Here is a 13,429-nt window from a genome sequence, read left to right on the forward strand (position 1 = left end):
ACCGTCCTCACGGACCCGGGGAGCGGGCCAGGTAGAGCGTTGGGGGGAGGCTGGGACGTCTTCGGCCCGGGCTTAAGTGTGGCGACGATACCTGCCGGAAACACAGGCGCTCACATCGCGAGAAAGTGAGGTGGGTCACATGAGCGTGTGCCGCGGTCAGCGGGTGCTCTCGTGCTCCGCCACCTCGTCGTCCTGCGCTGCGGATTCGCGCAGGAGGGGCGTGGTCTCGCGTCCAGGATGACGACGTCCGACGACCACGAACGCTACCAGCGCCCCGAGGAGCACGATGATCGACGTCCAGACGTTGAGCCGGAACGGGCCGATCATCTCCGCGGGGTCGATCCGGACGAGCTCGATCCAGAGCCGGCCGGTCGTGTAGACGATCACGTACAGCCAGAACACCCGGCCGTGGCCGAGCCGGAACCGGCGGTCGAGCCAGATGATCAGCGCGGCGCCGGCCAGGTTCCACAGCAGCTCGTACAGGAACGTCGGGTGGAACAGCGTGCCCGACTCGTAGCCGGCGGGCAGGTGCGCGTCGTCGATCCGCAGGCCCCAGGGCAGCGTCGTGGCGCCGCCGAACAGCTCCTGGTTGAACCAGTTGCCGAGCCGGCCGATCGCCTGCGCGACGAGCAGGCCGGGCGCGAGCGCGTCGGCGAACACCGGGAACGACACCCCGGCGCGGCGGCAGCCGATGTAGGCGCCGACGGCGCCGAGCGCGACGGCGCCCCAGATGCCCAGGCCGCCCTCCCAGATGTACAGCGCGCGCACGGGGTCGCCGCCCGCACCGAAGTACGCGTCCGGGGAGGAGATCACGTGGTAGAGCCGGCCGCCGACGATGCCGAACGGCACGGCCCAGAACGCGATGTCCAGCACCTGCTCGGGGTCGCCCCCGCGGTCCTTCCACCGGCGCTGGGTCATGATGACCGCGACCACGATGCCCGCGAGGATCGCGAGGGCGTAGGCGCGCAGCGGCACGGGGCCGAGGTACCAGACGGCCTGCGGCGGGCTCGGGATCGCGGCGGGGATCATCACACGGGCACTGTATGCGACACCGGCGCGCGCCCGGGACGAGGGTCCCGGGCGCGGACACCGGGCGCGCGACCCGGCGGGCTGCGCCCCCCGGCGCCGAGGTCGTCAGAAGCGCCCGAGGTCGTCACTCGTGGGTGACGACCTCGGCGCGACGTGACGACCTCGCGGCCGCCGAGCGGCTCAGCGGGCGGTGCGGATGCCCTCGGCCAGGCCGGCCGCGACCGCGGACACCGCGTCGAGGCCCGCGGCCGTGGTCTCCGCGCCGGCCAGGGCCCGCACGAACGCCGAGCCGACGATGACCCCGTCCGCGTACCGGCCGATGTCCCGCGCCTGCTCCGGCTTCGACACGCCGAGCCCGACGCACACGTGCTCGGCGCCGGCGGCGCGGGTGTCGGCCACGAGCTGCTCGGCGCGGGCGCCGACCGTGGTCCGCTCCCCCGTCACGCCCATCGTCGACGCCGCGTACACGAACCCGCGGGAGGCGGCGGCGGTCATGGCCAGCCGCTCCGGGGTCGACGACGGCGCGACCAGGAACACGCGGTCCAGGTCGTGCGCCGCGGACGCGTCGAGCCAGTCCTGGCCCTCGTCCGGGATGAGGTCCGGCGTGATGAGCCCCGCGCCGCCCGCCGCGGCCAGGTCGCGCGCGAACGCGTCGACGCCGTACCGCAGCACGGGGTTCCAGTACGTCATCACCAGCACGGGCGCGCCGGTGGCGGCGATCTGCTCCACCGCGCCGAACGCGTCCCGCACCCGGGTGCCGCCGGCCAGCGCGACGTCGACCGCGTGCTGGATGACGGGGCCGTCCATGACCGGGTCCGAGTACGGCAGGCCGAGCTCGATCACGTCGACGCCGGCCTCGACCATCGCGACCGCCGCGCGGACGGAGCCCGCCACGTCGGGGAAGCCGAGCGGCAGGTAGCCGACCAGCGCGGCGCGGCCCTCGCCCTTCAGGCGGTCGAGCGCGGCGCCGGTGCGGGAGGCGGTCCGGGTGTCGCTCACAGCTGCTCCCCCTCGTCGGCCTGGACGACCGGCTTGTCCTCGATCAGGTCGAACCACGCCGCCGCGGTCGCCACGTCCTTGTCCCCGCGCCCCGACAGGTTCACCAGGATCACCGGCTCCCGGCCGTCCGGGGTGTCCCAGGTCGCGACCTCGCGGCCGAGCTGGATCGCGCCGGCCAGGGCGTGCGCGGACTCGATGGCCGGGATGATGCCCTCGGTCTGGCAGAGGACGCGGAACGCCTCCATCGCCTCGGCGTCGGTCACCGGGCGGTACTCTGCGCGGCCGATGTCGTGCAGCCAGGCGTGCTCCGGGCCGACGCTCGGGTAGTCGAGGCCGGCGGACACGGAGTGGCTGGGCAGCGTCTGGCCGTCCTCGTCCTGCAGCAGGTACGACTTCGTGCCCTGCAGCACGCCCGGCGTGCCGCCGCTGAACCGCGACGCGTGCCGCCCGGACGCGATGCCCTCGCCGCCCGCCTCGAACCCGAACAGCCGCACCGACGGGTCGTCGAGGAACGCGTTGAAGATGCCCATCGCGTTCGAGCCGCCGCCCACGCACGCCACGACGGCGTCCGGCAGCGCGCCGGTCTCCTCCGCGAGCTGGGCCTTCGCCTCCTCGCCGATGATCTTGTGGAAGTCGCGCACCATCTCGGGGAACGGGTGCGGGCCCGTCACGGTGCCGAGCAGGTAGTGCGTCGTGTCGACGTTCGCGACCCAGTCGCGCAGCGCCTCGTTGATCGCGTCCTTGAGCGTGCGCGAGCCGATGGTCACGGGGACGACCGTCGCGCCGAGCAGCCGCATCCGGGCGACGTTGAGCGCCTGGCGCTGCGTGTCCTCCTCGCCCATGTAGACGACGCACTCGAGGTCGAGGAGCGCGGCGGCCGTCGCGGTCGCCACGCCGTGCTGGCCGGCGCCGGTCTCGGCGATGACGCGGGTCTTGCCCATCCGCTTCACCAGCAGGGCCTGGCCCAGCACGTTGTTGATCTTGTGCGAGCCGGTGTGGTTGAGGTCCTCGCGCTTGAGGAACACGCGCACGCCCGGCGCGACGTGCTCCGCGAACCGCTTCACCTCGGTCAGCGGGCTCGGGCGGCCCGTGTACGTGCGGTGCAGGCGCGCGAGCTCGGCCGCGAAGGTCGGGTCGGCCGCGGCCTTGTGGAACTCGGTGTCGAGCTCGTCCAGGGCGGCGATGAGCGCCTCCGGGACGAACCGGCCGCCGAAGTCGCCGAAGTACGGCCCGGCGTGCGTGGCCAGCGGCCCGCCCGGGCTGCTCGTCACCTGCGGACCCGTGCGTCCCGTCGTCACCTGGTGCTCCTCGTCGGTCGTGCTGCGGCGCCGCGCTGCCTGCGGCCCTCGTGCGCCCCGGTGCGGGGCGGGCCCGGCCGCGCGGCCGGGCCGGTGGTCACTGCCGGACGGCGCGCAGCGAGGGGTGGGCCCCCGCGGCCACCAGGTCCGCGACGGACTGCCGCGGCGCGTCGTCGGTCACGAGCGCCTCGCCGACCAGCACGGCGTCCGCGCCGGCCCGGGCGTAGTCCATGACGTCGTGCGGCCCGCGCACGCCGGACTCCGCGATCTTCACGACGTCGGCCGGGATGGCCGGGGCGACGCGCGCGAACGTCCCGCGGTCGACCTCGAGCGTCTTGAGGTCCCGCGCGTTCACGCCGATCACGCGGGCGCCGGCGTCGACCGCCCGCACGACCTCCTCGGTGTCGTGCACCTCGACCAGGGCCGTCATGCCCAGGGAGTGCACGCGCTCGACGAGCGAGGTCAGCACCGTCTGCTCCAGCGCCGCGACGATCAGCAGGACCAGGTCCGCGCCGTGCGCCCGCGCCTCCCACACCTGGTACGGCGTGACGACGAAGTCCTTGCGCAGCACCGGGATGTCCACCGCGGCGCGCACGCTGTCGAGGTCGGCGAGGCTGCCGTTGAACTTCCGCTGCTCGGTGAGCACCGAGATGACGGTCGCGCCGCCCTTCTCGTACTCCGCGGCGAGGGCGGCCGGGTCGGTGATGGTGGCGAGCGCGCCCTTGCTCGGGCTGGACCGCTTGACCTCGGCGATCACGGTCACCGCGTCCTCGACCCGCAGCCGGGACACGCAGTCGATCGCGCCGGGCACGCGGGCCGCGCGCTCCTTGAGCTCCGCCAGGGGCGTGGCCGCCTCGCGCACCGCGAGGTCCTCGCGCACGCCCGCCACGATGTCGTCCAGCACGGTGCCCATCGGCGTCTCTTCTCCCCCGAGATCGGCGGCGGCGCGCCGCACGGCGCGGGAGCCGGGGGCTCCTCGGCGGGACCTGTCGCGGCTGCGCGCCGTGACCCGGGTCTCCTCCGACCACCTCGGCCATCGTACGGGCGCCCGGCACCACTCCCGACCACGGGGCCGACGGGTGGGACGGGGCGCGCAGGGAGGCCGCGCGGTCGGTGACCGCGGCCGACCGCGGACGGGCGACCCGGCGGGCGCGCCGCACGCACCCGCCCGGGCCGCCGCCGGGTCAGTAGGTGGAGCTGAACCCGTCCTGGAAGCCCTGGATCGCGTCGGGGAGGCCGGTGAAGAAGCCGACGACGCTCCACACGCACGCCAGCGAGCCGAGGATGATGCCGGTCAGCGCGAGGCCCGCGTTGTTCGCCTCGCCACGCTGCGCCGCCTTCCGGGCGAGCACGCCCGTGATGATCGCCGGGACGCCGGCGAGCAGCCCGCAGCAGAGGAAGCCGGCGATGCCGAGGGACAACGACCAGACGCCGAGGCCGTTCTTGGGGTAGCCGTAGACCGGGACGTAGGGCGCCGCGCCGTAGCCGCCGCCGTAGGGGGCCGCCGGGTACGGGGAGGACGGTGCCGCACCGTAGGGGTCCTGGCCGTAGCCGGGCTGCTGGCCGTACGGCTGCTGCTGCCCGTACTGCGGCTGCTGCCCGAAGGGCTGCGGGGTGCCGGACGGGTCCTGGCCGTAGGGCGGCTGCTGCGCGCCGTACGGGTCCTGGCCGGGCGCGGGCTGCTGGCCGTAGGGCTGCGCGCCGTACAGGTCCTGGCCCGGCTGCTGGCCGTACGAGGGCTGCTGGCCGTACGACGGCTGCCCGCCGGCCGCGGCGCCCGGCTGCCCCCAGCTCGGCTGGTCGACCTCGCCGCCGGTGGACGGGTCCGGCTGCTGTCGGTACGGGTCCGTCGGCTGGTCGGGCGTGCTCACGGTGGGCCTCCTGGTGCGGGTCGTCGGCGCAGCGGCGCCGGACGGCATCCTAGGGACGCCGGGCCCCACCCAGGAGCGGCGCGCGGCGATTCACCCGACCGCCACCGGATGGCGTCAGGGGGCGAGCGCGCCCGCCCACGCGGGGACGTTGCGGGCGACGCTGTACAGCAGGACCACCGCGACCGCCGCGACCGCGACCCAGGCCGGCGGCGCGGCGGCACGGCGCCCCGTGCGCAGCGCGCGCACGAGCCACCGCACCCACAGGGCGGCGAGCACCGGCACGAGCAGCACCCACAGCGGGTTCATGGCCCAGGCGCCGGCGAGGTCCCCGACCAGCAGGTCGTGCGTGGCCCGCAGGCCGCCGCACCCGGCGCAGAAGGCACCGGTCAGCGCGTACATCGGGCACACGCCCCACGAGCCGCTGCCGTGCGGGTCGCGCAGCACCAACCCGAGCGCGGCGACGGCCGCCCCGCCCGCGACCGCCAGCGGCGCCGCGGCGGCACGCAGCCGCGCGCGGGGCGCGAGGGTCTCAGGCGGGGCGGCCGTGGCCACGTCGATCAGTACGTCGAGTTGTTGATGGTGTCGAGGTACGCGGCGAAGCCGCCGGTCGCGACGAGCACGATGAAGAAGATGATCCCGACCACGCCGAGAGCCGTCACGACCCAGGACACGATGTAGCCCGCGTTCGCCAGCGAGCCGTTGTTCGCCTCGCCGCGCGCGACGGCCTGCTTGGCCTTCGACCCGACGATGATGCCCGGGATGCTGGTGAAGATCGAGCACACGAAGAAGCCGACGATGCCGAGCACCAGCGACCACACGCCGAGGTTGTTCTTCTCCATCGAGCCGCCGTAGCCCTGGCCGCCGTACGCGGGCTGGCCGTAGCCGCCCTGGCCGTAGCCGCCCGCCTGGCCCTGGTCGCCCCCGGTGTAGGAGCCGTACTGCGGGACGCCACCCGGCGTGCCCTGGCCGCCGTCGGCAGGCGTGCCGCCCGGGTACGGGGGGACGCCGCCGGACTGGTCGCCGGAGCCCCGCCCCTCGGCGGAGTACGGGTCCTGCGGCTGGTTCGGGGTCGACATGATCGGCTCCTCGTTCGACGGGGTTCGTGGCGCGGCATCCGCCCTGGTCGGGAGGCTGTCCGGCGACCCCCAGGTCTACCGGAGCCGGGCGACCGCGTCCACCGTTCGTCCGGCCGCGCGTGTCGTCCGGGTGGCTCAGTGACCGCCGGTGCGGCGCGCCTTCTCGATCGTGTGCTTGCCGCCCTGGCCGTAGCCGAGCACCTGCAGCACCTTGCCGACGACGACGCCGAGCAGAGCCACGCCGAGGCCGACCCAGAACAGCCACATGAGGCCGAGGATCAGGCCGAGCGCGCCGGCCGTGGAGCCCACGAGCACGACGACCGTGGTGGTCCAGGCGGCGGTGGTGTGCCCGTGGTTGGTCGGCGGGGCCTTCGGGGGCAGCCGCAGCGTCTCCGTACCCGGGACCTGCTGCGCACGCCCCTTCACGACGCCGGAAGAACTGAGCGACTGCTCGACCATCGAGGAACACCTTTCATGACTGTGTGCCGCAACCCTAGCGGACCACGGGGACGGGCTCAGGTCGGGCGCGCGGCACCGCGCGCGCCCGACCTGGCTCACGTGGGGTCGTCGCCCCGGGACAGCGCGTCCCAGGTGCTGCGTTCGTCCGGCTCGGCGTCGGCCGCGGCGCCCCCGGCGCCCGCGGCACCGGCCGCACCGCCGCCCGCCGCGCCGGCACCCGGTACCGCGCCCGGCGCCGCGCCGGCGCGCTCGTACCGGTCCGTCGGCGCGACCCAGCTCGCCGACGCCCGGGCGAGGCCGACGGCCGCCGCGACGACGGCCACCCCGAGCACGGCGGCCACCCAGGGCCAGGGCGCCACCTGCACGGCGCCGGTCAGGTTCGGCACGCCCGTGGCGTCGGCGGCGGCGCGCTCGGCGGTGGCGGCGGCGCCGGAGCGCACCCCCAGCGCGGACGCGACGACCAGCGCGCCGGACGCGGCGACCACGACGACCACCACCCAGCGCCCGATCCGGCCGACCAGGCCCAGCGCGGCCGCCGCGGCGAGCAGCACCAGGGCGGCGGCGACCAGCCCCGGCGCGGCCGCGGTGCCGCGGACGGTGATCGCGACGGCCTCGCCGAGCGCGTTCGCCCCGGTCGCGGTCACCCACGCCGGGAGCGCCGTCAGCGCGACCAGGCCGGACAGCAGCAGCAGGACGAGCACCCAGCGGCCGCGCCGCCCGCGCGAGCCCCGCGCCGCCTCGTCGCCGCCGGCCGCGTCGCGCGCCGCCCCGGCCCCGGCCGACCGCACGCCGTCCGGGCGGCCCGCGCCGGGACCCACTCCCCCGCTCACGCCGGCCCGACCGCCCGGAGCCGGGACGCGACCTGCACGGCCCGCACGGCCGCGGCGGCCTTGTCCCGGGACTCCTGGTACTCGGCCGCCGGCACGGAGTCGGCGACGATCCCCGCACCCGCCTGGACGCTGGCGCGGCCGTCCCGGATCAGCGCGGTGCGGATCGCGATGGCCATGTCCATGTCGCCGGCCAGGTCGAAGTAGCCGACCGTGCCGCCGTAGATGCCCCGGCGCGCGGGCTCGATCTCGTCGATCAGCGCGATCGCGCGCGGCTTCGGCGCGCCCGACAGCGTGCCCGCCGGGAACGTCGCGGTGAACGCCCCGAGCGCGGTGGCCCCGGCGCGCAGCCGCCCGACGACCGTCGAGCAGATGTGCATGATGTGGCTGAACCGGCGCACGGCCATGAACTCGACGACCTCGACGGTCGCCGGCTCGCAGACCTTGACGAGGTCGTTGCGGCTGAGGTCCACCAGCATGAGGTGCTCGGCGCGCTCCTTGGGGTCGGCGAGCAGCTCGTCGTGCAGCGCGCGGTCCTCCTCGGGCGTCGCGCCACGCGGGCGGGACCCGGCGATCGGGAACGTCGTGACGTGCCCCTCGGTCACCTTGACCAGCGTCTCCGGGCTCGACCCGACGACGGCGAAGTCGCGGCCGTCCGCGTCCTGCAGCTGCAGGTAGTACATGTACGGGCTCGGGTTGATGGTGCGGAGCACGCGGTAGACGTCGAGCGGCGCGGCCGGGCAGTCGAGGTCGAGGCGCTGCGACAGCACCACCTGGAACACCTCGCCGTCGACGATCGCCTCCTGCCCCCGGGCGACGGCGGCCTCGAACTCGGCGGCGGTGGACCGGAACTCCAGCTCGGGCACCGGCGCGTCCACGAGGTGTGCCGCGGCGGGGGCGGCGGGCCGGAGCAGCGCCTCCTGCATGGCGTCGAGCCGGGCGACCGCGTCGGCGTGCGCCTCGTCCACCCGCGCGTCCGTGCCGTCGAAGTTGATCGCGTTCGCCACGAGCCACACCGAGCCGTCGCGGTGGTCGGTGACCGCGAGGTCGGTGGCCAGGAGCAGCGTCATCTCGGGCACGCCGAGCTCGTCCGGCGCCACGGCGGGCAGCGTCGGCTCCCAGTGCCGGACGACGTCCCAGCCGAGCGCCCCGACCAGGCCGCCGGTCAGCGGGGGCAGGCCGGGCACCGCGGGGGTGCGCAGCACCTCGAGCGTCTCGCCGAGCACCGCCAGCGGGTCGCCCTCGGTCGGCACGCCGGCGGGGACGTCCCCGGTCCACGCGGCGCGGCCGTCGCGCACGGTCAGCGTCGCGCGGGACCGCACGCCCACGAACGACCAGCGCGACCACGACCCGTCCTGCTCCGCGGACTCGAGGATGAACGTCCCCGGGCGCCCGGCGGCGAGCGTGCGGTACAGGCCGACCGGCGTGGTGTCGTCGGCGAGCAGCCGGCGGACGACCGGGATCACGCGCCGGGTCGCGGCGAGGTCGCGGAACTCCGCCAGCGCGGGCCAGGTGGCACCCCAGGGCACGTCCACCGGGGCGGCCGTGGGCGCGGCGGCGTCGGGAGCGGCGCTCATCCGTGCTGCTCCGTCGCGGCCGGGCGCTCGCCGACGACCGCGCCCAGCGAGCCGCCGGCCTCGAAGCACGTGCGGGTGCCGGTGTGGCAGGCGGCGCCCACCTGGTCGACGCGGACCAGGAGCGCGTCGCCGTCGCAGTCGAGCGCCACGGACTTCACGTACTGCGCGTGCCCGGAGGTGTCGCCCTTGCGCCAGTACTCCTGCCGGGACCGGCTCCAGAAGACGACGCGTCCGCCGGTGAGCGTGCGGTGCAGCGCCTCGTCGTCCATCCAGCCGAGCATGAGCACCTCGCCGGTGTCGTGCTGCTGCACCACGGCCGCGACCAGGCCGGACGCGTCGCGGCTCAGGCGCTCCGCGATCTCCGGGTCGAGGGGGCTCGGGGTGCCCTGGGGGGCGGGGGTCTGCGTCTCGCTCACGCCCCCGATCCTCCCACGACGCGGGCGGGGTCAGCGGGTCTGGGACACCCAGGCCCGGTGCATCGCGGCGTAGACGCCGTCCCGCGCGACGAGCTCCTCGTGCGGGCCGTACTCCACGACGTGCCCCGCGTCGACCACCACGACGAGGTCCGCCGCCTCGGCCGTCGACAGCCGGTGGGCGATCGTCACCGTGCTGCGCCCGGTGGTCAGCGAGTCGAGCGCCCGCGCGATCCGCACCTCGGTGGCGGGGTCGACGGCGGAGGTCGCCTCGTCCAGCACCAGCAGGTCGGCGTCCGCGAGGTAGGCGCGGGTCAGGGCGACGAGCTGCCGCTCCCCCGCCGACAGCGCCTCGCCGCGCTGGCCGACCGGCGTGTCCAGCCCGGACGGCAGCTCGGCGACCCAGTCCGTCAGCCCGAGCTCGGCCAGCGCGGCACGCAGCCGGGGCTCGACCTGGGCGGGCGTCGGCGCCGCGTGGTCGTCGCCGTCGCGCAGGCCGTAGACCAGGTTCTCCGCGAGGGTGGCGTCGAACAGGAAGCCCTCCTGCGGCACCATGACGACCCGGCGGCGCAGGTCCTCCGTGCGCACGGTGCGCAGGTCGGTGCCGTCCAGCAGCACGGCGCCCCGCGTCGGGTCCATGAGCCGGGTGACCAGCTTGGCGATCGTCGTCTTGCCCGAGCCCGTCGCGCCCACGACCGCGACCGAGCGGCCGGCGGGCAGGTGCAGGTCGACCTCGTGCAGCACCGGCGGGCCGTCCGGGTAGGCGAACCCGACGCCGCGCAGCTCGACCGCGGCGGGGCCGCGCGGGGACGGCACGCCGCGCGGGCCGGGGTCGGCCACCTGCACGGGCGTGTCGATGATGCCGAGCACGCGCCGCCAGCCGGCGACGGCGTTCTGCAGCTCGTTGAGCACCTCGGTGGCCTGCTGCACCGGGCCGGTGAACAGCTGGACGAGGAACAGGAACGCGAGCAGCCTGCCCACGCTGAGGTCGCCCGCGACGCCGAGCGCCGTGCCGGCGACGACCACCACGGCCAGCACCAGGTTCGCGACCAGCACGCCGGAGGAGAAGACCAGCGACACCGTGTTCTGCGCCCGGACCATCGCGTTGCGCGTGGCGCCGATCCGCTCGTCGACGTTCCGCTGCACCCGGCGCTGCACGCCGTACGCGCGGATCGTCTCGGCGCCGACGACGGCCTCGGACACGGCGCCGAGCATCGCGCCGACCCGCTCGCGCACCGCCGTGTACGCGACGTTGACGCGGCGCTGCAACGGCCGGAGCGCGATGACGAGCGGCCCGAAGCACAGCCACACGAGGATGGTCAGCTGCCAGGAGTAGACGGCCATGAGCACCGTCGCGACCAGGACCTGCAGCGTCGAGACGAGCAGCATGATGCCGCCCCACTGCACGAACATCGAGATGGTGTCGACGTCCGAGGTCACGCGGGACACCAGCGACCCGCGGCGCTCGGTGTTCTGCGTGAGCACCGACAGGTCGTGCACGTGCCGGAACGCGCGCACCCGGAGCTGGGCCAGGCCCGCCTCGCTCGCCCGGAACAGCCGGACGTTGACCAGCGCCGAGCACAGGCCGCCCGCGACCAGCGCCAGCGTCGCCGCGAGCACGAGGGTCACGACCCGTCGCACGTCCGGCCCGCCGTCGGCGAGGATCCCGGTGTCCATGACCTGCTGCACGGCGATCGGCACCACGACCTTGCCGGCCGCGGCCAGCGTCGCCAGCAGGAACGTGACCCAGATCCCCTGCACGAGCTGCGGCGACACCTCGACGCCGCGGCGCAGCGTCGCCCGGACCCCGCGGTGCTCGCCGCCGAACCCCTGCTGCCGGGCCTGCTGCTGCTCGGCGCTCATCGGGCCCCCTCCGCGTCCAGCTCGTCCTCGTCCAGGTCCGCGGCGTCGTCGGCCGCCTGGGCCTCCGCGTCCAGCGCCTCGGCGCGGCGGGCCGCGCGGCGCTCGGACTCCTGCTCGTACGCCGTCGCGAGCGCCCGGTAGCCGGGGTCCCGCGCCAGCAGCTCGGGGTGCGTGCCGTGGTCGACGACGCGGCCACCCGCCAGGTGCACCACCTCGTCGGCGAGCAGCACCGACGACATCCGGTACGCGACCAGCAGCACCGTCGGCCCGCTCGCGTCGCCGCCGGCGTGCGCGCGCAGCCCGGTCAGGATGTCCTGCTCGACGCGCGGGTCGACCGCCGAGGTCGCGTCGTCCAGCACGAGCAGCCGCGGGCGGCGGACGAGCGCGCGGGCGATCGCGAGCCGCTGGCGCTGGCCGCCGGACAGGTTCGAGCCGCGCTCGCCGAGCCGGGCGTCCAGGCCGCCGGGCAGGTCGCGGACCACGCCGTCGACGCGCGCGAGCCGCAGCGCGGCCCACACCTCGTCGTCGGACGGCGCGGCGGGGTCGTCGGGCTCGCGCAGCGTCACGTTGCCGCGGACGGTGTCCTCGAACACGAAGGTCTGCTGGCCGACCAGCACCACCTGGTCCGTGAGATCGCCGGGCACCAGGTCGCGCACGTCCGTGCCGTCGACCTCGACGGTCCCCGTGCTGGGGTCGGTGAGGCGCGGCACGAGCGAGACGAGCGTGGTCTTGCCCGCGCCGGTCGGGCCGACGACGGCGACGACCCGGCCGGGCGCCACGTCGAGGTCCACCCCGCCGAGCAGCTCGACCGGGCCCGTGGGGCCGGGCACCTGCACGCCGACGCCGGACAGCCGCAGCGCGGCGCCGCCCGCGGCCCGGGTCAGCGGCCGCGCGCCGGGGGCCAGCTCGCCCTCGGCGTCGACCACCCGGGCGACGCGCTCGTGCCCGACCAGACCGCGCGGGAGCTCGCCGAGCACCCAGCCGAACGCGCGCACCGGCACCGCCATGAGCGTGAGCAGGTACGCCGCCGACACGATGTCGCCGGTGCCGACCGCGCCTGCCTGCACGCGCCACACGCCGACCAGCAGCACGAGCAGCGTGCCGAGGTTCGGCAGCATGTCGATGACCGGGTCGAAGTACGCCCGGACCACGCCGACCCGCACGTTCGCGTCCCGGAGCTGGCCGGCCCGCTCGGCGAACCGGCGCTCCTCGCGCTCCTCGGTACCGAGCGACTTGACCAGCAGCGCCGCCTCGAAGCTCTCGTGCGCGATGTCGGCGACCTCGGCGCGCAGCTGCTGGGCGCGCGTGGCGGCGGGCGACATCCGGCGCTGGAAGACCAGGTTGGCCACGACGGCGGCGGGTAGCACCGCCAGGGCGGCGACCGCCAGCCACACGTCGGTGCTGAACAGCGCCACCGCGGCGACGCCGATCATCACGACGACGCCGAGGGCGAACGGCAGCGGGTTGAACACGCCGGTGGCGGCCTCGACGTCGGCCGACGCGTTGGAGAGCAGCTGGCCCGTGGGGTGCGCGCGGTGCCAGGTCATCGGCAGGCGCAGGTACTGGCGCGTCACCGCGCGGCGGTGCATCGCCTGCTGGTCGGCGACGCCCATGCCGGCGAAGATCCGGCGGCCGGCGACCGCGGCGGCGAGCGACACCGCGACCAGCGCGAGCACGCCGCCCGCGAGCCAGATCCGGCCGCGGGCGTCGGGGTCGCCGCCGAGCGCGGGGACGACCACGCTGTCCGTCGCCCAGCCGAGCACCCGGCTGATCGCGACCGTGAGCGCGCCGTACGCCGCCGACGTGCCGATGGCCAGCACGTACGTCCGCGGCTGGGAGGCGATGCCCCGGCCCAGCAGCAGCAGGGAGCGCCGCAGCACCGACCCGGTGAGCATCGCCGGACGGGGCGTGGTGGAGCGCGCGGGCACAGCACGGCCTTTCGCGAGGAAGGGTGGGAGGCGCCGTCGATCCTCTCACGGGCCACCCGCAGGTGGGCCGCGCCGTCCGGGGTGCGTGG

Annotated in this window: 13 protein-coding genes; all 13 read right to left on the reverse strand. The window is 75.9% G+C overall.

Annotated features, from left to right (window positions below):
- Positions 1 to 156 precede the first annotated feature (156 nt).
- The 13 genes from lgt to Cpa01nite_RS04915 all read right to left on the reverse strand — a co-directional run bounded on the left by lgt (position 157) and on the right by Cpa01nite_RS04915 (position 13,307).
- Positions 157 to 1,029, reverse strand: a complete 873-nt coding sequence (gene lgt / locus Cpa01nite_RS04855) for a prolipoprotein diacylglyceryl transferase (RefSeq protein ID WP_203667710.1) — start codon at positions 1,027 to 1,029, stop codon at positions 157 to 159.
- A gap of 180 nt (positions 1,030 to 1,209) precedes the next feature.
- Positions 1,210 to 2,028 carry a tryptophan synthase subunit alpha gene (gene trpA, locus Cpa01nite_RS04860; RefSeq protein WP_203667624.1) on the reverse strand — a complete coding sequence of 273 codons (819 nt, stop codon included), beginning with the start codon at positions 2,026 to 2,028 and terminating at the stop codon, positions 1,210 to 1,212.
- Positions 2,025 to 3,299, reverse strand: a complete 1,275-nt coding sequence (trpB, locus tag Cpa01nite_RS04865; protein WP_203667711.1) for a tryptophan synthase subunit beta — start codon at positions 3,297 to 3,299, stop codon at positions 2,025 to 2,027. Before trpB ends, trpA begins: the two co-directional genes overlap by 4 nt.
- 124 nt (positions 3,300 to 3,423) lie before the next feature.
- Positions 3,424 to 4,239: an indole-3-glycerol phosphate synthase TrpC gene (gene trpC / locus Cpa01nite_RS04870; RefSeq protein WP_203667625.1), complete on the reverse strand. Its 816-nt coding sequence runs from the start codon at positions 4,237 to 4,239 to the stop codon at positions 3,424 to 3,426.
- Positions 4,240 to 4,510: 271 nt separating this feature from the next.
- Positions 4,511 to 5,197, reverse strand: coding sequence for a DUF4190 domain-containing protein (locus Cpa01nite_RS04875; protein WP_203667626.1), 687 nt, complete (start codon positions 5,195 to 5,197; stop codon positions 4,511 to 4,513).
- A 114-nt stretch (positions 5,198 to 5,311) separates the two neighbouring features.
- Complete coding sequence (locus tag Cpa01nite_RS04880) at positions 5,312 to 5,749, reverse strand: DUF2752 domain-containing protein (RefSeq protein WP_239068533.1); 438 nt, start codon at positions 5,747 to 5,749, stop codon at positions 5,312 to 5,314.
- 5 nt (positions 5,750 to 5,754) lie between these two features.
- Complete coding sequence (locus tag Cpa01nite_RS04885) at positions 5,755 to 6,273, reverse strand: DUF4190 domain-containing protein (protein ID WP_203667627.1); 519 nt, start codon at positions 6,271 to 6,273, stop codon at positions 5,755 to 5,757.
- Positions 6,274 to 6,408: 135 nt separating this feature from the next.
- Positions 6,409 to 6,732 (reverse strand): HGxxPAAW family protein, encoded by a 324-nt coding sequence (locus Cpa01nite_RS04890; protein ID WP_239068534.1) that lies wholly within the window; start codon positions 6,730 to 6,732, stop codon positions 6,409 to 6,411.
- A 95-nt stretch (positions 6,733 to 6,827) separates the two neighbouring features.
- On the reverse strand, positions 6,828 to 7,562 hold the full coding sequence (locus tag Cpa01nite_RS04895) for a Trp biosynthesis-associated membrane protein (RefSeq protein WP_203667628.1): 735 nt from the start codon (positions 7,560 to 7,562) through the stop codon (positions 6,828 to 6,830).
- Positions 7,559 to 9,136, reverse strand: coding sequence for an anthranilate synthase component I (locus tag Cpa01nite_RS04900; RefSeq protein ID WP_203667629.1), 1,578 nt, complete (start codon positions 9,134 to 9,136; stop codon positions 7,559 to 7,561). Before Cpa01nite_RS04900 ends, Cpa01nite_RS04895 begins: the two co-directional genes overlap by 4 nt.
- Positions 9,133 to 9,552 (reverse strand): phosphoribosyl-AMP cyclohydrolase, encoded by a 420-nt coding sequence (hisI, locus tag Cpa01nite_RS04905; RefSeq protein WP_203667630.1) that lies wholly within the window; start codon positions 9,550 to 9,552, stop codon positions 9,133 to 9,135. Before hisI ends, Cpa01nite_RS04900 begins: the two co-directional genes overlap by 4 nt.
- A 30-nt stretch (positions 9,553 to 9,582) precedes the next feature.
- On the reverse strand, positions 9,583 to 11,412 hold the full coding sequence (locus tag Cpa01nite_RS04910) for an ABC transporter ATP-binding protein (RefSeq protein ID WP_203667631.1): 1,830 nt from the start codon (positions 11,410 to 11,412) through the stop codon (positions 9,583 to 9,585).
- Entirely contained in the window at positions 11,409 to 13,307 is a 1,899-nt protein-coding gene (locus Cpa01nite_RS04915; RefSeq protein WP_203667714.1) for an ABC transporter ATP-binding protein, read from the reverse strand. Before Cpa01nite_RS04915 ends, Cpa01nite_RS04910 begins: the two co-directional genes overlap by 4 nt.
- Positions 13,308 to 13,429 lie beyond the last annotated feature (122 nt).

The organism is Cellulomonas pakistanensis (assembly GCF_016862755.1).
Taxonomy (GTDB): domain Bacteria; phylum Actinomycetota; class Actinomycetes; order Actinomycetales; family Cellulomonadaceae; genus Cellulomonas; species Cellulomonas pakistanensis.